Here is a 19,129-nt window from a genome sequence, read left to right on the forward strand (position 1 = left end):
CTATGCGTCGTCCTTCCAAAGATTCATCCCATAAACTGACTGCCGACAGCCAGCGCCTGGTCACCTTTGCCCAGGCGATCGTACAAGCAGCCAGCCGTCTCGAAGAGCGGTCCTGGGAACACAGCCTGGATACGCAGCTCCAGAAATTACTCAAAACCGGCCACCAGGACACCATCGACAACACCCTGGGGAGCCTGTTCAAGGAAGACTTGAACGCCTACGACGTGCTGATGGACTGCGTTGAAGCCGTCAGCGAATCGACCGTCATCACGCATGAAGAGGTGCGCTACGACGCCCTGCTGGTGGCCGTGCCCATCCTCGCGTGGACGCGCTTCTCCATCGCTTCCGGCCCCATAGCCGGCGATGCGCACGGCGTATTGTCCGCGCATTTTGCCGCCCACCTGCTGGCCGATGGCACGAAGATGGCCATGGCGCCGACCCTGTATTCGATCGACCAGCTGCCGCGCAGCCACGTCGAGACATTTGCCAAGACGCAGAAGCTGGCACTGGCCGCCCTGAAAGGCACGGCCGTCAAGCCCTCAAGCAAAGAGGCCGAAACGGCGCCCTTCCTGGCCGACACGCGCTACCTGCTGGTGGCCGTGGTGGCGCCAGCTGGTGCACCGCTGTTCCGCTGGCAGACGCCGGCTAGCCAGCTCGACTTCATCGCCGAGCGCAGCGCCGCCCTGGAACAATGGCGCGCGCAGGCGACGCCAACCATCGCCCGCCTGCTGCCCGGCTGCGGCCTGGAGTTGCTGTTGCCGGAAGCGTACTACGTGGCCTGCCGCGAAGCGGACAAGTTGATACGCCCCGTCTCCGTGCGCGCCGCCGTGCACTACCTGACGCACACGCTGGCCATCGAAGCGTCCGAACTGCGCGCCGTCATCGCCGGCTTCGGCGAAGAAGCGGCCGATGGTCAGGTCGACGAGTACCGCATCGCCTTCACCCTGCGCCAGACGCCGGATGTCATCTACGGCATCGTCTGGCCCCTGTATGGCCAGGAAGACGAGGATGGCACGCCAATCGAAGGCCTGATCCAGGTCGGCATTGCCGCGCTGGACAAGCAAAAGACGCCCGTCGATGAAATCATCGAGCACCTGAACGCGGCCGGCGTGACGCAGATCAAGCGCCATGCGGAACGTTTTGTCGGTGAATACTGCGACGATTGCGGCGCGCCTTTGTTTGCCGATCCCGTGGGTGAGCTGGCGCATGCGGAAATGCCGGAAGATACGCCGCAAGGCACCGAACACTTCCATTGATCTGATGACACACTCTTCAAACCTACTGCGCAGCCCGCTACGGTTTGAAGAGGTGTCGATACCTTGATTAAACGACGTTTAAAAACAAAAAGGCGGAACCTCGGTTCCGCCTTTTTGCATGTCAAGCCGCGCTTATCGCGCCATCACCACTGTGAAAACGGGTGACGGATCAAATTCGCGTTGTAGTAGCGCGCATCGCCCGACACTTCCGCGCCGACCCAGCCAGGTTTCTCGAAGGGCTGGGCTTCCGAGGCCAGTTCAATCTCAGCCACGATCAAGCCCGCGTTGGCGCCCAGGAACTCGTCGACTTCCCATACCATGCCCGCGTGTTCAATGCGATGGCGGTACTTTTCGATCAGCGGCTGTTCGCACAGGCCGTCGAGCAGTTCGACAGCATCGGCCAGCGGAATCGGATACTCCCACTCGCCGCGCGTCGCGCCCACGTTCGCGCCCTTGATGGTCAGCATCGCCTGCTGCCCCTCGATGCGCACGCGCACCACGCGCTCGCGCGCGGACGACAAATAGCCCTGGCGCAGCAGCACCGCCTGCCCCAGGCCGCGCCAGGCATCGCCTTGCAACAGGAATTTACGCTCGATCTCGACGCCCATGATCAACGCCGCTCAATCCAGCGACAGCAAGATAGGCTGCAGCATGGCCGCACCCAGTGCCGCGCTGCGCGCGCCATTCCAGCCCACGGCAGGATCCGGCAAGTCAGCGTTTTCCTTGAATGGCATTTCCAGGGTCAGCGCCAGGCAGCCGAAGTGGTGACCGATGTATTTCGACGCCAGAGTCAGCATGTCCGACTTGTACTTGCTGGCCGCGTAGCCAAACTTGTCCTGGAAATCAGGGCTGGCCTGCTTGTAGCGCTCGATGAAAGCTTTCTGGTGCGCCGCTTGCGCCGGCGTGAAGTTTTCCAGCATTTCGTTACCGGCCACAAAGTTGTACGGCAGCGCTTCATCGCCGTGGATGTCGAAGAACATGTCGACGCCCGTTTCGTGGATCTTGTTTTTCACGCACAGCACTTCCGGGCTGGACTCCAGCGATGGCGTCATCCATTCGCGGTTCAGGTTGGCGCCGGCCGCATTCGTGCGCAGGTTGCCGCGGATGGAACCGTCCGGATTCATGTTCGGCACGATGTGGAACACGGCGCGCTGCAACAGCTTGCGCGCGATCGGGTTGGCGTCGTCCAGCAGCGAGTCAATGAGGCCTTCGACAAACCATTCAGCCATCGATTCGCCCGGATGCTGGCGCGCGATGACCCAGATTTTCTTTTCCGCCTGTGGGTTGCCGATGGTGACCATATTCATGTCGCGGCCGTCGACCGTGCTACCCAGGTCGGACACGCGCGCCAGCGGATGCTCGGCCACTTCGCCCAGCAGACGCAAATGACGCTCCCACGAATACGGTTCGAAATAGGCGTAGTACACGCTGTCGAGTTCCGGCGTATGCGAAATCGTCATGACTTGGCCATCGAACGAGGTCGGCACGCGGAACCAGTTTTCGCTGTCGTAGCTGGCCACGGCCTGGTAGCCTTCATAGCCGGCCGGATAGGTGGCCTGGCCCGCGTTCAGGATGCGCAGCGTGCATGCCTGGTCACGCGCGCCCTGCAAGCGGAAATGGAACCACTGGTGGATATCGGCGTGGCTATCCTTGCGCAAATTCAGGTCGATGGCAGCAAAGCTGGTGGCGCTCACCACGTCGATGGCACCCGAGTCGAAGTTTTGGCTGATTTTAATGGTCATATAATGATACCGTCCAATGTAAGTGTTCCGGCGCTGCCTCGTGGGCTACCGCCGTCGCGCTAAAAACGCAGTGTATGCTATTCCGCTATTTTCCGCCCTTTGGCCCCGTTCGCAAAGCCTGGGCGGGCGATTTATGCACCAATGCGTGGCATCGATGGAAAAGCGCCGGGCAAAAGGGCGAAAAATCGGTGCACTGTCGCATCGACCGGACAAAAAACTGAATTGTAACAATGCCAGACACATTGGCAGCCCGTCGCCACCCTATAATTCTTGCTTTCATAGTGTCGCCAGGAAAGAGTCGTGGACAAGAAGTTGACCAATATTCAGGAAAGAAAGTTACGCGAGGCCCAGGCGCGGCGCGAGCACATCATCGACGTCGTCAAGGATCTCATCAAGAAGGGCGGCGCGCGCGCCGTCTCCATCCGCAAGGTGGCCGAAGCCGCCGGTTTTTCCACCACGGTCGTGTACGCCCTGTTCCGCGACAAGGCCACCTTGATCGCCCAGGCCATGGACAAGGACTTGCTGGAACTGGTGCGTGCCATGCGTGCCGCCTGCGCCAACAGCAACGATCCGTGGGATCGCATCAGCCTGGTCGGCCGCGCCTACATCGAGTACGGTTTCCAGCATCCCGACGAATATTCGCTGATCTTCATGGAATTGCGCCCGCATGCGGAAATCGACGCCGTCGAAGTGGAACACGGCAATATCGAGCAAGATCCTTACGCCTATGCGCTGCACCTGTTCGGCGAGCTGGCGCAGGCGGGCAAGGTGCGCCAGGACGAGCCGGCGCTGCATACGATGACGCAAATCTTCTGGCAATCGCTGCACGGCCTCGTTTCCCTGCGCATCGTCATGGATGCGGGCGACCCATGGACGCCGCACCCGGAAATGAAGGCGCATATCGACGACTTGCTGGCCGTCGTCACGCAAGGCATCCGCCTGCGCTTTGCGCCAGCGGACTGACCCTTGATCTGGCGCAAGGTGCGCCAAGCCGGACAGGCGCGGTGATGCGCCGCCCTGCCCCACTGGCATGCTAAGCAGGTCGATTACGCTGCCAGCATGCTCTGCGTTTCCTGGTAGCGCGTATGCCACGACAGCGCCTGCTCCAGGATGTGCGGCGTGTGGCCGCCGCGCTGGCATGCAGCATCGTAATACGCGCGCAATTGAGCACGGTAATCGGGGTGCGTGCAACGCTCGATGATCAACGGCGCGCGTTCACGCGGCGCCAATCCGCGCAAATCCGCATAGCCCCACTCCGTCACCAGCACGTCGACGTCATGCTCCGTATGGTCCACATGCGAGACCATCGGCACGACGCTGGAAATGCGTCCGCCCTTGGCCGCCGATTTCGACACGAACATCGATACTTGCCCGTTGCGCGCAAAGTCGCCCGAGCCGCCGATGCCGTTCATCATGTGCGTGCCGCACACGTGCGTGGAATTGACGTTGCCGTAGATATCGAATTCCAGCGCCGTGTTCAGGGCGATGATGCCCAGGCGGCGCACGATTTCAGGATGGTTGCTGATCTCTTGCGGGCGCAGCACGATCTTCGAGCGGTAATGGTCGATATTGTCCATCAGCTTTTGATGCACGGCCGCCGACAGGGTGATCGACGAGGCCGAAGCGAACGCCAGCTGGCCCGAGTCGAGCAGTTCGATGGCGCTATCCTGCAGCACTTCCGAATACATCGTCAGGTTCTGGAAGGGCGAGCCGATCAGGCCATGCAGCACGGCATTGGCAATGGTGCCGATGCCCGCCTGCAGGGGTAGCAATTCCGGACCCATGCGCCCGGCCGCCACTTCGCCTTGCAGGAAGGCGATCACGTGGCCGGCAATCGCCTGCGTTTCCGCGTCGGGCGGCAAGGCGTTCGACGGGCTGTCGGGGCTGTCCGTGATGACGATGGCGGCGATGCGGGCGGGATCGATGGCAATGGCCGTGCTGCCCAGGCGCTGGTCGACGCGCGTGAGGGGAATCGGCTCGCGTCCCGGCAGGGCTTGCGGAATATAAATGTCGTGCAAGCCTTCCAGCGCCAGCGGCGTGGACAGGTTGATTTCGATGATGACCTGCGTGGCCTGCTGAGCGAAAGCGGCGGAATTGCCCACCGACATGGTCGGGATGATGGTGCCGGCGGCCGTGATGGCCGTCGCTTCGATGACGGCGATATCGACGGCGGCCAGGTTGCCCGAGCGCAGCTGCTCGGCCGTTTCCGACAGATGCTGGTCGATGAACATGACTTCACCGTTGTTGATCTTGCCCCGCAAGACCGGGTCGACCTGGAACGGCATGCGGCGCGCCAGCACGCCCGCCTCGGCCATCAGACCGTCGCTGCCATTGCCCAGCGACGCGCCCGTGATCAGGGTCAGGCTCAAGGGATCTTGCAGGGCGCGCTCAGCCAGCGCGCGCGGCAGGGCCTTGGCGTCGCCGGCACGGGTAAAGCCGCTCATGCCGACACGCATGCCGTTGTGGAACAATTTGGCTGCCTCATCGGCGCTCATGATTTTGCTGAGCAAGCCTGGGTGGCGGATACGGTCCTCGTACATCGTGATGCTCCTGATATTCTTAATATTCTCAAACTGGATGGCTGTCATACACCAACCCCATAAGTGGATTCAGTATAAAATCCCGGCTACATGCATGGCATGAATTAATTTCGCCAAACCCAGTCGATATTTTCATGCTTCGCCGAGGCGAGCCCCATCTTGGATATCCGTTCCCTGCGCTATTTTGTCGAAACCGTGCGTCTGTCGAGCTTTACGCAGGCGGCAGAATCGCTGCACCTGACCCAGTCCACCATCAGCAAGATGGTGCGCCAGCTGGAAGAGGAAGTAGGCGCCCAGCTGCTGGTACGCGACGGGCGCAAGCTGACCCTGACGGACACGGGCAGCATCGTCTACCAGCACGGCCAGGAAATGCTGGCCAATATGCGCCAGCTGACCCTCGAAGTGCGCGACACCCAGGCCTTGCAGCGCGGCAGCCTGACGGTCGGCATCCCACCCATGATCAATGTGCTGTTCACGCCTGTATTGAAGGCCTTTCGCGCGCGCCACCCGCACATCAGCCTGACCCTGCAGGAAGACACGGGCCAGCAGATCGAGCGCAAGGTGGCGGCCGGCGAGCTGGAAATCGGCATGACGGTGTTGCCGGCAGACCCGGAACTGGACCTCGTGGCCGTGGAAGTGGCCAACTACCCGATCTGGGCCCTGGCCGAACCGGGCACGTTCCAAAAAAAACGCACGACACTGCCCTTCAAGGCGCTGGCCGAGCTGCCATTGGTGCTGTTAAAAGATGATTTCGCCCTCACGCGCAGCCTGCGCCAGCATTTCGCGCAAGCGGGCTTCACGCCGACCATCGCCGCGCAGAGCGGTCAATGGGACTGGCTGGTGGCGATGGCCTCGGCAGGCCTGGGTGTGGCGCTGCTGCCGGAACCGTTCATCCACCGCCTGGCCGGCGAACCGTTGGAAGCGGTGCGCCTAGTCGAGCCGGAGGTGGCATGGCAGGTGGCGCATATCTGGAGCGGGCGCTATCTGTCGCATGCGGCGCGCGCCTGGCTCGAGGTGTGCCAAGACGTGCTGGGCACGCAATTCGCGCACTGACAAAAAAAAGGTGGCCGAGGCCACCTTTTCGATTGATCATGACAGCGCAGCTTATTTGGCGGCGTCGTCGTTGTACATGCTGGCGTATTTCCAGCCGAAGTACAAAATAAAGGTGTAGCACACGGCCGGCACGAGGAAGGACAGTTGCAGGTTGATGTGGTCGGCCAGGAAGCCCTGGATGAACGGCACGATGGCGCCGCCGACGATGGCCATGCACAGGATGCCCGATCCTTGTCCCGTTTGCGCACCCAGCTTGTTCAAGGCCATGCTGAAGATGGTCGGGAACATGATGGAATTGAACAGGCCGACGGCGATCAATGCCCACATGGCCGTGTGACCACTGGAGAACACGGCGACCAGGATCAGCGCGATGACGACGGCGGCGTTGAAGGCCAGGGTCTTGCCCGGGCTGACATAGCGCATCACGGCAAAGCCGACGAAGCGGCCCAGCATGGCGCCACCCCAGTAGTAGCTGACGAAATAGGCGGCGTCAGCGTGGCTGAGGCCAGCGATATGGCTCTCGCCCAGGAAGTTGATCAGGAAGCTGCCGATGCTGACTTCACCGCCCACATACAGGAAGATGGCCAGCGCGCCCAGCACCAGGTGGCGGTGCGACCAGATCGAGACCTTGTGGCCATCCTGCGCCAGGCTAGCGGCATCGTCGGCATGCGAAATCTTCGGCAGTTTTGCCAGTGCGAACAGCACCGCCAGTAGCACCAGGGTAGCGGCCAGCACCAGATATGGACCTTGTACGGAGGCCGCTTCCTTGGCGCGGTAGGCCAGTTGCTCGGCCGCCGGCAGCAAGTCGAACTGCTGCACCGTCAGCACGGTGCCCGACAGGATCAGCATGCCGCCCAGCGCCGGCGCCACCGTGGTGCCCAGCGCGTTGAACGCCTGCGTCAGGGTCAAACGGCTCGACGCCGTCTGCGGGTCGCCCAGTTCCGTCACGTAGGGATTGGCCGCCACTTGCAGCACGGTGATGCCGGCCGCCAGGATGAAGAAGGACAGGAGGAACAGCGCATAGCTGCCGGTGGACGCCGGGTAAAACATGGCACAGCCGGCGGCCGCGATCAGCAAGCCCGCGACGACGCCGCGCTGGTAGCCGATCTTCTTGATCAGCATGCCGGCCGGCAGCGAGACGATGGCATAGGCGCCAAAGAAGCAGAACTGCACCAGCATCGCCTGTACATAGGTCAGCGTGTAGATCGAGCGCAGATGGGGAATCAGCACATCGTTGAGCGAGGTCAGCAGTCCCCACATGAAAAACAGCACCGTGACAATGATCAGGGCGCCTGTATTGTTTTGCGTGCCGGCCTGCGCGCGCGATGCACCCAGCCCCTGCTTTACGTGTTCCATACTTTCTCCATTGTTCTATCCAAGATTGTCATGCCCTGCCCTGACCCACCGCTTGCATGGACACCGCCAGGCAGCGGCAGCGCTCGTGTTTGAAAGCAACATCTTTGCAAGGTCGAGCGCGTAGTAAAACTACCTTGCTGCGAGCGCATTATGCCCGAAAGGCCCCGGATTGCGCAGGTTTCCCATCAATTATTCGATAATTGAATAGCTGACATTCGAAAACAAAAGTAGCCTTATAACTTGAAATCGCTATACTTATATTGCAGTGCAGCACAACGCGGCACGCCACACTAGGAGTCTGCCATGTCTACCGCATTTAGCTATCACACCACGCAAAACAGCAATATCGTCGCCACCCTGGTTCACGCCGCCAAACGTCTTGGCGCCTGGCTGAACCACAACAGCGACCGCCGCGAACGCGCTTACGAAGAAGCCTACCTGGCCGAATCGACCGACCGTTACGATCTGGAATACCGCATGCGCGAATTGGCCCGTGCCAATCCGCAGCCCAGCTGGATGAGCGGCCTGAGCCGTTAAGAGTGACGCAGTACCCAGCAGCTCATCGCAGCCACTCATCGGCTGTTGCAACATCGGTTGCGCCGTCCCGCTCGCCTTGCGCTTGAGCACAGGATGGGCTACACAGGCGGGATGCGAACGCCCATTACCATCCTCGCCATCGCCGGCAGCCTGCGCGCCGCCTCACTGAACACCGCCCTGCTGCAAGCTATCATCTTGCCCCAGTGCAATATGAGATCCGCATCTATCGGGGACTCGGCGAATGACCCCTGCTCAATCCCGACGGCCTGCCGACTGTGGCGGCCTTGCGTGTAACGGTGCGCACCATGTCGGCGCGCCTGATCGAGGGGGCCTGCATCAGCCTGCCTCGCCTGCCTCTGCTGAGGTCGGGTCTGGATGCCGACGGCATCGCCGCGGACCCGGCATTGCGCCGGGCCTGTCTCGCTATGCTGCGGTGCATCAGGTCATTTTCATGACCCTCTGCACGTTTCACTGTCAATTCATCTAGTTTTACTACGTACTTTTACGGACCGCTTAATGCGGGATCATGCCGGTGAACACATACGCCTGCAGCATGGTAATGATGCCGATGATGACAGCAAACAACAGGCTGTGCTTCAAGGTAAAGCGGAACAGGTCCGATTCCTTGCCCACCAGGCCCGTTGCGGCGCAGGCGACGGCGATCGATTGGGGCGAAATCATCTTCGCCGTCACGCCGCCCGTCGTATTGGCCGCCACCAGCAAGGTATCGGACACGCCGATCTGGTGCGCCGTGGTGTTTTGCAGGGAGCAGAACAAGGCGTTCGAGGACGTGTCGGAACCGGTCAGGAAGACGCCCAGCCAGCCCAGGAATGGCGAGAAGAACGGGAAGGCGACTCCACTGCCGGCCAGCAGCAGGGCCAGGGTGGACGACATGCCCGAGTAATTGGCAACGAAGGCAAACGCCAGCACCAGGCCGATCGACAGCACGGGACGACGCAATTCCACCACGGTTTCCACGAACGCCTTGAGGCCATCGCGCGGCTTCATGCGTAGCATCCACATCGCCAGCACGGCCGTCAGCAAAATCGCCGTGCCCACGGCCGACAGCAGGTCGAGCTTGAAGACGGCGTCATACGCCTTCGGCACGGTCACGATGGGCATGCTCTTGATCACCAACTGGTCCAGGTAGGGCACGTGGATCTTGATGACCAGGCTCGATAGCGCCCCGCCGGCGGCAAACAGGGCCTTGAAGCCGGGCAGGCTCCACACGGTGACGATGGCCGTCAGCAGGCCGAACGGCGCCCAGGCGCGCATGGTCTGCGCCGTCGTGTAGGGCGAGGCGGCGCGGTTGCCGCTGCCGCGCACGTCCGCCTTGCCCGCGCCGCCGCCAAAACCGGACAGCGCGGCCGTGCCGCCGCCGACGGCATGGGCCACTTTCGCATTCTTCGGCTGCCACACCTTCAGGAACAAGGTCAGCGACACCAGGCTGACGAGGGCCGAGGTGATGTCCGGCAGCTCCGGGCCGATGTAATTGGACGTGTAGTACTGGGTCACGGCGAAACTGCCGCCCGTCACCAGCGCGGCCGGCCATACTTCGCGCACGCCGCGGAAGCCATCCATCATGAACACCAGCCAGAACGGCACCAGCAGCGACAGCAGCGGCAACTGGCGGCCCGCCATGGCACCGATCAGGAACGGGTCGATGCCCGTCACCTGGCCCGCCACGATGATGGGGATGCCCATGGCGCCAAAGGCCACGGGCGCCGTGTTGGCGATCAGGCACAAGCCAGCCGCGTACAACGGGTTGAAGCCCAGACCCACCAGCAAGGCCGAAGTGATCGCCACGGGCGCGCCAAAGCCGGCCGCGCCTTCCAGGAAGGCGCCGAAGGCAAAGCCGATCAGCAGCACCTGCAGGCGCTGGTCGTCCGTGACCGACAGTACGGAAGCGCGGATGATGTCGATCTGCCCCGTCTTGACGACGATTTTATACAGGAAGACGGCCGTGACGATGATCCAGGCAATGGGCCACAAGCCGTACGCGAAGCCGTAGCCGGCCGCCGCCAGCGCCTGCGGCACGGGCATGCCGTAAGCGAAAATCGCCACGGCCAGCGCCAGCGCCAGGGTGACGGCGGCCGCCACGTGGCCCTTGATGCGCAGCGCCGCCAGGGCGATGAAGAAGAAGATGGGAACGGCTGCCGCCAGCGACGACAGCCACAAGCTGCCGAACGGTGTATAAAGTTGGGTCCAGGTTTGCATGTCGGGTCTCCTCCGGTGGATGCGGGTTGAGTGAAAAAACGGCTTTTTGATGTCATTGTGTGTAGCGTGTTTTTGCGGTGCAGCGGTGCTGCCGGGCCTGGCTATTCCTCCTGCCCGCGTGCATTGAGCAAGTCGGCCAGGCTGCGCGGCGCCGGCGTCAACGGCTTGCGGTGCTGCGTCCAGCCCAGTTGCGCGCGCGGCGTCAGCATCCGCAGCCGCGTGGCGGCCCAGCGGAACAAACGGTAGCTGGCCGGACGCGCAAAGGCGCCGCTCCAGAAGCGCCAGATCAGGCTTTCACCGCGGCTGAACTTGGCGCCCTGGCCGCGCAGCGGATGCGCAACCTGCTCTGCCGGATTACGGTTGGCTTCCGTGCGCAGGCGCACCAGCAGTTGCGGAATCGGGATGCGCACGGGGCATACTTCGCCGCAGGCGCCGCACAGGCTGGACGCGGTGGCCAGGTCGGCCGTCGCATCGAGCCCCAGCAGATGCGGCGAAATGATCTTGCCGATCGGCCCCGGATACGTGGTGCCGTAGGCGTGGCCGCCGATGCGCGTATAGACTGGGCAGTGGTTCATGCAGGCGCCGCAGCGTATGCATTGCAGGGTGGCGCGCAGCTGCTCGTCCGCGTAGGCCTGGCTGCGGCCGTTATCGAGCAAGACCAAGTGCACTTCGCGCGGCCCATCCTTTTCGCCCGCGCGGCGCGGCCCCGAAATCAGGTTGAAATAGGTGGTGATGGCCTGTCCCGTCGCCGAACGCGTCAAGAGGCTGGCCAGCGGCACGATGTGTTCCAGCTTGGCCACCACTTTTTCCATGCCCATGATGGCGATGTGGACCTCGGGCACGGACGTCGTCAAACGGCCATTGCCCTCGTTTTCCACCAGCCACAGGGTGCCCGTGTCGGCGGCCGCGAAGTTCACGCCCGACAGGCCGATGTCGGCCTCGACGAAGGCTTGGCGCAAGGCGCGCCGGCCCGTCTGGATCAGACTGTCGACGTCTTCCGTGTAGGGCGTATCGGGAATGTGCTCGGCGAACAGGCCGGCGATGTCCGCCTTGGTCTTGTGGATCGCCGGCATGACGATGTGCGACGGCTTTTCGCCGGCCAGCTGCACGATGTATTCGCCCATGTCCGACTCCAGGCACGTCATGCCGCGCGCTTCCAGGTAGTGATTGAGCTCGATTTCCTCGCTGGCCATCGACTTGCCCTTGATGAAGCGCGTCGCGTGGTTCCTTTCGGCGATGGCGTGGATGATGGCGTTGGCTTGCTCGCCATCCTCGGCCCAGTGCACCTGCACGCCCGCCGCTGTCAGCTTGTCTTCCAGCTGCACCAGCAAATCGGGCAAACGCGCCAGCGCGTGCTGGCGCACGGCTTCGCCGATGTCGCGCAGGCGTTCCAGCTCGTCGCCGTCGGGGAACTGGGCGCTGCGCTTGTCCTGCAAGAAATCCATGGCGCCGCGAAAACTCTGGCGCAGTTTCGGGTCGTCCAGCGCGGCGCGGGCGCGCGCATGGAAGTCCGCCGGCGTGACGAATTGCATGGGCTTGGCGTTCATGGCTGGCCTCCTTCATGGGCTGACAAGTCATCGACGATCAGCACCCACAGCCAGCGCGGACCGTGCGCGCCATACGCCAGGGTTTGCTGGATGTCGGAGGTTTTCGAGGGACCCGACACCAGCGCCAGATTGGACGGCATGCCGTCCGCCCAGCGCTCGGCGCGCGCCGCCGCGTGCAAGTCCGCGTGCAGGGTGCTCGCATACACCAGGCAAATGTGCAAGGGCGGCGCCAGCGACACCGTGCGCGGCGTGGCCGCGTCGGGCGCGATGACCAGGGTGCCCGTGGCGGCGATGCCCGAACGGGCGACGGTAAAGCCGGCATCGACGGTATCGAACAATTCGCCCTTCCACTGCGCCAGCGGACGTTCAAAAGACAGCGCTTCCACCTTGGGCGGCAAGGCAGCGCGCAAGGCCTGGCCTTCGGCGTTGCCGGTATCGAGCAGCAAACGGCGCGCGCCGTGCGCACCCAGGCGCTGCGCCAGCAAGGCGGGCCAGGCATCGCCGCTGACGCAATCGACATCGGCATGCGCGACGCGCAAGGCTGCCTGCATGGCGGCTATCGCACCCAGTGACGACAGCGGCGCTTGCGCGCGGCGCGCCAGGTAGTGATTGTCGATAGCGACGTCGACGACCTCCACCGCCTCAGGCGCGGACGGCGCCGCGGCGCGCAGACGCCCCAGCATGCGTTCGCGGGCAGTCAATGCCGTACTCATGGCGCACCTCCCGTGCGGCGCCACAAGAAGCTGGCCAGGTGCTCGACGGGCAGCGGCGCGCCCTGGTGCTGCGCGGCGTGGCCGATATTGAGCAGGCAGCCGCAGTCGGCCGAGACGAGCCGGTCGCAGCCCGTGGCGCAGGCGGAGGCGATCTTGTCGCTGACCATGGCGCCGGAAATATCCGGATGTTTCAATGAAAACGTACCGCCGAAGCCGCAGCATTCGGATTCGCGCTGATGCTCGATGCGCGTCACGCCGGGCAAGGCGTCGAGCAGCGCCACGCCATGGACTCGCGTGCCCATCTCGCGGCGCGCGCCGCACGAGGTATGCAGCACCACATGTTCATCGGCCTGCCCGGGGTCGGCCAGGGCCAGGCCGGCCAGGTCGAGTTTCAGCACGCAGACGAGAAATTCGCTCAGTTCATACACGCGTTCTGCCAGCTCCAATGCCTTGGGACCGGCCACGGGGTCATCCTGGAACAGCTGCGGCCAGTGGTGGCGCATCATGCCGGCGCAGGAGCCAGACGGCACGATCACGGGCCAAGGCTGCGCAAACAGATCGAGCTGGGCGCGCGCCACGGCACGCGCCTGTTCCGGGTTGCCGCTGCTGTAGGCGGGCTGGCCGCAGCAGCTCTGGCCACGCGGATAATGCACCAGCAAGCCTTCCCGTTCCAGCAGGCGCACCGCGTCGAGTCCCGCCTGCGGCACGAACAGGTCCACCAGGCAAGTGGCGAACAGATACACCTGGAGCGGTGCGGGCGGGTAGCGGCGTGGTGCACGGTTCGGTACGTGAGGCGGCTGGCGCGGGTCTGGCTGCATGCGTGTGTCTCCCGGCGCTCTGTGTGTGGCTGCGGCGCCGCTGTGTGTTGTTAAGAATGACTGGTTCACGCATAATTCCAGCTTCCGCGAGCCACTTCAAATTGCTCGGACCACTTTAAAACAACACCGAAAGACAGCGATGGCGACAGGCATGCAAACGCGGGGCAGGGTCGAAACGGTGATGCGCAGACTGGAAACCGCCCTGCTGGACGGCAGCTTGCCGGCGGGCGCGCAGCTGCCGGCCGAGCGCCTGCTGGCGCTGCAATATGGGGTCTCGCGCAATACCGTGCGCGAAGCGGTGCAGCGGCTGGCGGCACGGGGCCTGGTGCGCAGCCGGCGCGGCGCCGGCGTCTTTGTGACGGATCAATTGCGCACCGGCATGGCTTCGCCATGGAGCCAACTGGTGGCCGACCATCCCGCCCTGCGCGACGACATTCTGGAATTTCGCCGCGTGCTGGAAGGGGCGACGGCCTACTTTGCGGCGCAGCGGGCCAACAGCGGCGAGCGCGCACAAATCATGGCGCTGCTGGCCGAGCTGGAACAGGCGCGCGCCAGCGACGACAAGCACGGCGAGGCGCAGGCCGATGCCAGGCTGCATGAAGTCATCGCGCAAGCGTCGCACAACACCATGTTTTTGCACTTGCACACCAGCATTATCGGTATGCTGCGCGAACACATCACCCTCAATGGCACGGGCTTGCGCCAGCAAGACGAGGCGACCTCGCTGCACCTGCTGTCGCAGCACCGCACCCTGTGCGAGGCCATCTGCGCCAGCCAGCCCGAGGAAGCGCGCACGGCCATGCAAGGCCACATCGATTTCGTGCGCGCGCGCGTCACCAGCGACGAATAAGGGCCATTGGTAGGACCAGTGCATGAGCACCATGGCGGCAAAAAACTGCTACCATCGCGCGCCGCCACTTACTTCATCCTCACATGAACGTCCTGAGCCACACTCATCCGCTGGTGCTTCAGCTGGAAAACGACTTGCTGCCCCTGTTCCGCGCCGCCCTGCCGCCACTTGCGGCCGCTGCGCCGCAGGTGCTCGCCTCTGTGTTCGCCTTTTCCAGCGGCACGGCCAGCGCTTTCCAGGACTATCATTTCGGCATTTCCTGCCTGCTCGAAGCGGTGTCCGAAGATGCCCCGGAAGAAGTCGCCCTGCTGGTCAGCGTCACGGGGCTCGACGCCGGCGCCCAGCTGAGCGCACAGGTCGTCTGGGGCCAGCCATCGGGCCTGGTGGAAATGCAAGCCGAGCTACAGGCTGGCGACCTGCCTGCCCTGCATGCGGCCCTGCCCCGCTTGCTGGCCAGCTTGCAACAGGCAGCCAGCCGTGGCGCGCCGAGAACGTGACAGACGCATGAAAAAGTGCCAGGAAACAACAACTTACGATTTCCGCAACGCAACTTTGTTGACTTCCACTAGCCCTAACCCCTATCCTTTCAGTTACGTTTGGTGAGAATGTGTGCATGTTCCTGTGAGCATGCAGACGGTGTCGCCTTGCTTGCGCAAAGTCCATTCCGCATTTATTTATTGCAACCATCAAGGCAACGTGCCTGGACGGCCGCTGCCAGCAAATACGGAGCTGACTGCCATGCCATCGCACTACCATTTTCCTGCAACATCCTTGCTGGGCTGCGTCTTCTTGCTGGCAGCCCTGCCCGTGCAGGCGCAGACCACGGACAACACTGCCGCCACCTTCAGCGCCAATGCCAGCATCACCTCGCAATACATTTCGCGCGGCTTTCGCCAGACCTGGGGCAAACCCGCGCTGCAAGCCGGTGCCGACTACGCGCACCCCAGCGGATGGTCGCTGGGGACCTGGCTTTCCACCGTCAGCGACCGCTATATCGAAGACGCCAGCATCGAATGGGACCTGTATGGCGGCTACAGCGGCACGGTGGGCGAGCTGGGCTATAGCGTGCTGGCGTATTACTACAAGTATCCGGGTGCGATCTACCGCGCCACGAGCGTCAAGTACGACTATGGCGAACTGTCGCTGGGCCTGAGCTACAAGATGCTGTACGCCAAGTACAACCATACCGTGACGCGGGACTTTTTCGGCATCACGAATGCGCGCGGCACGGGCTACCTGGACGTTGGCGCGAATGTCGACCTGGGCAATGCCTGGACCTTGAATCTGCACGCAGGCAATGGCCGGGTGGCGGGCGCCGGCAATGCCATCTGGAACTGGCGCGACGCCAAGGTCGGGGTCACCAGGGCCTTCGACGGCGGCTGGAGCGCCAGCGCTGCCGTGACGCGCGCCTGGGGTGCGACCGACGCCTACGACCATTACACGCTGGGCATCCCGAATGCTGCCGGCCAGTTCGACACCTCGAACCCCGCCGCGACCACGCTGGTCGTGGCCGTCAGCAAGACGTTCTAGGTGCGCCACGCGCGCCGCCCATGACACCGATATACTCCCCATCAAGGAACAGCACCATGCAACTTTCTCTCAACAGCAAAATCTGCGTCGCCGCCACCGCGCTCGCCGTCCTCAGCCTGGGCGTCACGGCGGCGGTGATCGGCTACAAGAGCAGCGCCAGCGCCGAGGCGGCCGCTTTGGCACTGGCACACACCTCGGCACGCGAAGTGGCTGGCGCCTTGCAGGCACGCATCGCCAGCAACCTGGCCAGTGTCAGCAGCCTGGCCGGCGCCATGCGCGGCACCAAAAGCGCCAGCCTGCCCCTGCAGCGCGAGCAGATCAATGAACTGACCAAGGCCACCCTGAGCAGTTCGGAAGACTTGCTGGGCGCGGCCGTGACGTGGGAGCCGAACGCGCTCGACGGCAAGGATGCGGAATTTGCCAACCAGAAGCCGCACTACGATGCCAGCGGCCGCTTCATGCCCTACTGGACGCGGGGCGCCGGCGGCAAGTTGCAAGTCGAACCCATCGTCTTCGACCCGAAACCGGGCGCCAACGACTGGTATGACGTGCCCAAGCGCACGGGAAAAACCTTCTTTACGGAACCGTACATCTACCCCGTTGACGGCAAGGATGTACTGATGGCCTCGCTTGTCGCCCCCATCATGATCGAGGGCAGCTTCAAGGGCGTGGCCAGCGCCGACTTCATGCTCACGCGCCTGGCGAAAATCCTGGCCGACCTGAAAGTGATCGAGGGTGGCAAGCTGGCCCTGATCTCGAACGGCGGCCTGTACGCCAGCCATCCCGTGCCTGAACGGCTGGGCAAGAAGGCCGACGACGTACCTGCGGCCGGCCTGGAAAAGGTACGCCAGGGCCAGCCGTATGAGTACGAGGATGGCCAGGGCTACATCCATTTGCTGCAGCCGCTGCAGATCCACCCTGATATCGCGCCCTGGAGCGTGGAATTGAACTTCCCGAAAAGCGTGGCCATCGCCTCGGCGCGCGAGCTGATGATCTACACCCTGATCGTCGCCCTGCTGTGCGCGGCGGCCACGGCCGGCATCCTGATCCTCGTCGTCAACCAGCTGACGCGCCCCCTGCGCACCCTGGGCCGCACCATGACGGACCTGTCCAGCGGCGACGCCGACCTGCGCGTCAAGCTGGAAGTCAAGGGCACCGACGAGCTGGCCATCATCGGCAAGGGTTTTAACCAGTTCGTGGAAAAGATCCACGCCGTGCTGCTGCAAGTGCAGGCCAGCGCCGACAATGTGGCCCGCGCCAGCGCGGAAATTGCACAAGGCAATAACGACCTGTCGGCCCGCACGGAGCAGCAAGCCAGCTCGCTGGAAGAGACGGCCGCTTCAGTGGAAGAGCTGACGGGCACGGTCAAGGAAAACGCCGACCATGCGCGCCAGGCCAATCAATTGGCGGCCTCCGCGTCCAGCGTGGCGCAAAAGAGCGGCGAAGTGGTCGGCAAGGTCATCGCCACGATGACGTCGATCAACGACTCGTCGAACAAGATCGTCGACATCATCAGCGTGATTGACGGCATCGCCTTCCAGACGAATATCCTGGCCCTGAACGCGGCCGTGGAAGCGGCGCGCGCGGGCGAACAGGGACGCGGATTTGCCGTCGTCGCAACGGAAGTACGCAACCTGGCGCAGCGCTCGGCCGCGGCGGCCAAGGAAATCAAGCTGCTGATCGACGATTCCGTGGGCAAGGTGGCCGCCGGCAGCAAGCTCGTCGATGAAGCGGGCGCCACCATGGAGCAGGTAGTCGACAGCGTGCGCAAGGTCACCGCCATCATGGCCGACATCAGCGTCGCCACCACCGAGCAAAGCGACGGCATCGCCCAGGTCAATCAGGCGCTGGCGCAAATGGATGGCGTGACGCAACAAAACGCGGCCCTGGTCGAGGAAGCGGCGGCCGCCGCCGAAAGCCTGCAAGACCAGGCCAGCCATCTGGCCCAGGTGGTCAGCGTCTTCAAGCTGGGCGAGCAGGTGCGCCAGACGACACCCGCAGCAAGCGTGGCAACGCCGCGCGCCGCGCCGCCAAAAACACCCGTGCCAGCCAAGCGTCTGAGCGTCGCCAAGCCGCAAGCAGCACAGCACGCGCCCGCCAAGGCAGTGACCGGCGATGACTGGGAAGAATTTTAAGCGGAGTAAGGCGACGCTAACCCGCAAAGATTCCCTCTTTGCGGGCGGCGCAGCAACATGGTGAGTTTTCGCAGGTTTCCACAGAAAAATATTTCGTATAATCTGGCGCGCCTCTGGCACGCCACTTTGCCGATTATTGGAAACACCTGAAAAAACCCTCACAGTACTTACATCTTCCACACTGCTGGCCGCTTGCGGCGGTGGCTCTCCCCCTCCTGCCGAACAAGCCGCAGCGCCCCTGTCCGTGTATGCGGGCAGCTGGCAGACTCCGTGCCAGGACAAGGCGCTCGAGACGATGGCCATCACCCGCAAAGCCGATGACAGCCTGGAGATCACCGACAAGATTGAGCACTTCGAGACCGCAAACTGCTCCGGCGCGCCATTTGCCACCCAAGCCCCACTGTCACATCCACCGTTAGCGATGGCAACACGTGCGAGGTGCAGGTCCAACTCAGCCCTGCTGGCGCCACGAACGCCACCCACATTGACAAAATTACCATCAGCAGTCCCGCCTATACGAGCGTCTTCACCGGCAAGGACCTGAGCTATTGCGTCGAACTGGGGCAGCGGGCCTGGTGCATCACTCACCCGGACAAGCCGGGTTTCTGCGCCGCTGACCGGGGACCGGTCCCCGCCATGACGCAAACGGGTGGCATGTATCTGCAAGGCGACAAGCTGTATCTGCTCGTGTCCACCTGACTGCATATAGTCCTCTTGGGAAAGATATTGATCCAAATCAAGTCGCCGATAGATTCGGTGAGAATTGCCCCCTGTTAATACTCCTATAATCAGGCCGCGTTGACGGCACGCATCGCTGCCGGATGAAAAGGATTCT

17 protein-coding genes are annotated in these 19,129 nt (G+C 63.2%); 9 read left to right on the plus strand and 8 right to left on the minus strand.

Going from position 1 to position 19,129, the window contains the following annotated elements; genetic code table 11:
• Window positions 1–2 precede the first annotated feature (2 nt).
• On the plus strand, window positions 3–1,256 hold the full coding sequence (locus tag ACP7DE_RS03355) for a DUF2863 family protein (protein ID WP_426070726.1): 1,254 nt from the start codon (window positions 3–5) through the stop codon (window positions 1,254–1,256).
• A 143-nt stretch (window positions 1,257–1,399) separates the two neighbouring features.
• On the opposite strand, the gene ACP7DE_RS03360 is transcribed toward ACP7DE_RS03355, so the two are convergent.
• Complete coding sequence (locus ACP7DE_RS03360; protein WP_426070727.1) at window positions 1,400–1,864, minus strand: CYTH domain-containing protein; 465 nt, start codon at window positions 1,862–1,864, stop codon at window positions 1,400–1,402.
• 12 nt (window positions 1,865–1,876) lie between these two features.
• Window positions 1,877–2,998, minus strand: a complete 1,122-nt coding sequence (locus ACP7DE_RS03365; protein WP_426070728.1) for a M14 family metallopeptidase — start codon at window positions 2,996–2,998, stop codon at window positions 1,877–1,879.
• Between the two features lie 300 nt (window positions 2,999–3,298).
• Here ACP7DE_RS03365 and ACP7DE_RS03370 point away from each other — a divergent pair, with 300 nt between their 5' ends.
• Window positions 3,299–3,961: a TetR/AcrR family transcriptional regulator gene (locus ACP7DE_RS03370; protein ID WP_426070729.1), complete on the plus strand. Its 663-nt coding sequence runs from the start codon at window positions 3,299–3,301 to the stop codon at window positions 3,959–3,961.
• An 83-nt stretch (window positions 3,962–4,044) separates the two neighbouring features.
• Here the strand turns inward: ACP7DE_RS03370 and ACP7DE_RS03375 are convergent, their stop codons facing one another.
• Window positions 4,045–5,538 (minus strand): acetyl-CoA hydrolase/transferase family protein, encoded by a 1,494-nt coding sequence (locus ACP7DE_RS03375; RefSeq protein ID WP_426070730.1) that lies wholly within the window; start codon window positions 5,536–5,538, stop codon window positions 4,045–4,047.
• A 159-nt stretch (window positions 5,539–5,697) separates the two neighbouring features.
• Between ACP7DE_RS03375 and ACP7DE_RS03380 the strand changes: the two genes are divergently transcribed.
• Window positions 5,698–6,591, plus strand: a complete 894-nt coding sequence (locus ACP7DE_RS03380; RefSeq protein WP_426070731.1) for a LysR substrate-binding domain-containing protein — start codon at window positions 5,698–5,700, stop codon at window positions 6,589–6,591.
• Window positions 6,592–6,642: 51 nt separating this feature from the next.
• On the opposite strand, the gene fucP is transcribed toward ACP7DE_RS03380, so the two are convergent.
• Window positions 6,643–7,947: an L-fucose:H+ symporter permease gene (fucP, locus tag ACP7DE_RS03385; RefSeq protein ID WP_426070732.1), complete on the minus strand. Its 1,305-nt coding sequence runs from the start codon at window positions 7,945–7,947 to the stop codon at window positions 6,643–6,645.
• Window positions 7,948–8,250: 303 nt separating this feature from the next.
• Between fucP and ACP7DE_RS03390 the strand changes: the two genes are divergently transcribed.
• Complete coding sequence (locus tag ACP7DE_RS03390; RefSeq protein ID WP_426070733.1) at window positions 8,251–8,484, plus strand: DUF3563 family protein; 234 nt, start codon at window positions 8,251–8,253, stop codon at window positions 8,482–8,484.
• Between the two features lie 513 nt (window positions 8,485–8,997).
• Here the strand turns inward: ACP7DE_RS03390 and ACP7DE_RS03395 are convergent.
• From ACP7DE_RS03395 to ACP7DE_RS03410, 4 genes are all read right to left on the minus strand, one after another.
• On the minus strand, window positions 8,998–10,701 hold the full coding sequence (locus ACP7DE_RS03395) for a lactate permease LctP family transporter (RefSeq protein ID WP_426070734.1): 1,704 nt from the start codon (window positions 10,699–10,701) through the stop codon (window positions 8,998–9,000).
• 101 nt (window positions 10,702–10,802) lie between these two features.
• Window positions 10,803–12,248, minus strand: a complete 1,446-nt coding sequence (locus ACP7DE_RS03400) for a LutB/LldF family L-lactate oxidation iron-sulfur protein (protein WP_426070735.1) — start codon at window positions 12,246–12,248, stop codon at window positions 10,803–10,805.
• A complete protein-coding gene (locus ACP7DE_RS03405; protein ID WP_426070736.1) occupies window positions 12,245–12,961 on the minus strand; it encodes a LutC/YkgG family protein in 717 nt (238 codons plus the stop codon). Before ACP7DE_RS03405 ends, ACP7DE_RS03400 begins: the two co-directional genes overlap by 4 nt.
• Window positions 12,958–13,779, minus strand: a complete 822-nt coding sequence (locus tag ACP7DE_RS03410; protein ID WP_426070737.1) for a (Fe-S)-binding protein — start codon at window positions 13,777–13,779, stop codon at window positions 12,958–12,960. The genes ACP7DE_RS03405 and ACP7DE_RS03410 overlap by 4 nt, the downstream gene beginning before the upstream one ends.
• A gap of 151 nt (window positions 13,780–13,930) precedes the next feature.
• Between ACP7DE_RS03410 and ACP7DE_RS03415 the strand changes: the two genes are divergently transcribed.
• The 5 genes from ACP7DE_RS03415 (at window position 13,931) to ACP7DE_RS03435 (ending at window position 18,993) form a co-directional block, all read left to right on the plus strand.
• Complete coding sequence (locus tag ACP7DE_RS03415) at window positions 13,931–14,629, plus strand: FadR/GntR family transcriptional regulator (protein WP_426070738.1); 699 nt, start codon at window positions 13,931–13,933, stop codon at window positions 14,627–14,629.
• An 83-nt stretch (window positions 14,630–14,712) separates the two neighbouring features.
• Window positions 14,713–15,126 carry a hypothetical protein gene (locus ACP7DE_RS03420; protein WP_426070739.1) on the plus strand — a complete coding sequence of 138 codons (414 nt, stop codon included), beginning with the start codon at window positions 14,713–14,715 and terminating at the stop codon, window positions 15,124–15,126.
• Between the two features lie 241 nt (window positions 15,127–15,367).
• Entirely contained in the window at window positions 15,368–16,159 is a 792-nt protein-coding gene (locus ACP7DE_RS03425) for a TorF family putative porin (protein WP_426070740.1), read from the plus strand.
• Between the two features lie 56 nt (window positions 16,160–16,215).
• Window positions 16,216–18,294, plus strand: a complete 2,079-nt coding sequence (locus ACP7DE_RS03430; protein WP_426070741.1) for a methyl-accepting chemotaxis protein — start codon at window positions 16,216–16,218, stop codon at window positions 18,292–18,294.
• A gap of 438 nt (window positions 18,295–18,732) precedes the next feature.
• A complete protein-coding gene (locus ACP7DE_RS03435; protein ID WP_426070742.1) occupies window positions 18,733–18,993 on the plus strand; it encodes a hypothetical protein in 261 nt (86 codons plus the stop codon).
• Window positions 18,994–19,129 lie beyond the last annotated feature (136 nt).

Origin of the sequence: Janthinobacterium sp. DSP2-3-3 (genome assembly GCF_049897325.1) — a bacterium.
In the GTDB taxonomy this organism is placed as follows: Bacteria; Pseudomonadota; Gammaproteobacteria; order Burkholderiales; family Burkholderiaceae_D; genus Janthinobacterium.

Excerpts from the sequence above, each read along its gene's own strand:
- ACP7DE_RS03375 (WP_426070730.1), bottom strand. The coding sequence starts at position 5,538 with ATGTACGAGGACCGTATCCGCCACCCAGGCTTGCTCAGCAAAATCATG.
- ACP7DE_RS03425 (WP_426070740.1), top strand. The coding sequence starts at position 15,368 with ATGCCATCGCACTACCATTTTCCTGCAACATCCTTGCTGGGCTGCGTC.
- ACP7DE_RS03430 (WP_426070741.1), top strand. The coding sequence starts at position 16,216 with ATGCAACTTTCTCTCAACAGCAAAATCTGCGTCGCCGCCACCGCGCTC.
- ACP7DE_RS03410 (WP_426070737.1), bottom strand. The coding sequence starts at position 13,779 with ATGCAGCCAGACCCGCGCCAGCCGCCTCACGTACCGAACCGTGCACCA.
- ACP7DE_RS03365 (WP_426070728.1), bottom strand. The coding sequence starts at position 2,998 with ATGACCATTAAAATCAGCCAAAACTTCGACTCGGGTGCCATCGACGTG.
- ACP7DE_RS03400 (WP_426070735.1), bottom strand. The coding sequence starts at position 12,248 with ATGAACGCCAAGCCCATGCAATTCGTCACGCCGGCGGACTTCCATGCG.
- ACP7DE_RS03415 (WP_426070738.1), top strand. The coding sequence starts at position 13,931 with ATGCAAACGCGGGGCAGGGTCGAAACGGTGATGCGCAGACTGGAAACC.
- ACP7DE_RS03420 (WP_426070739.1), top strand. The coding sequence starts at position 14,713 with ATGAACGTCCTGAGCCACACTCATCCGCTGGTGCTTCAGCTGGAAAAC.
- ACP7DE_RS03405 (WP_426070736.1), bottom strand. The coding sequence starts at position 12,961 with ATGAGTACGGCATTGACTGCCCGCGAACGCATGCTGGGGCGTCTGCGC.
- ACP7DE_RS03395 (WP_426070734.1), bottom strand. The coding sequence starts at position 10,701 with ATGCAAACCTGGACCCAACTTTATACACCGTTCGGCAGCTTGTGGCTG.
- ACP7DE_RS03390 (WP_426070733.1), top strand. The coding sequence starts at position 8,251 with ATGTCTACCGCATTTAGCTATCACACCACGCAAAACAGCAATATCGTC.
- ACP7DE_RS03360 (WP_426070727.1), bottom strand. The coding sequence starts at position 1,864 with ATGGGCGTCGAGATCGAGCGTAAATTCCTGTTGCAAGGCGATGCCTGG.
- ACP7DE_RS03355 (WP_426070726.1), top strand. The coding sequence starts at position 3 with ATGCGTCGTCCTTCCAAAGATTCATCCCATAAACTGACTGCCGACAGC.
- fucP (WP_426070732.1), bottom strand. The coding sequence starts at position 7,947 with ATGGAACACGTAAAGCAGGGGCTGGGTGCATCGCGCGCGCAGGCCGGC.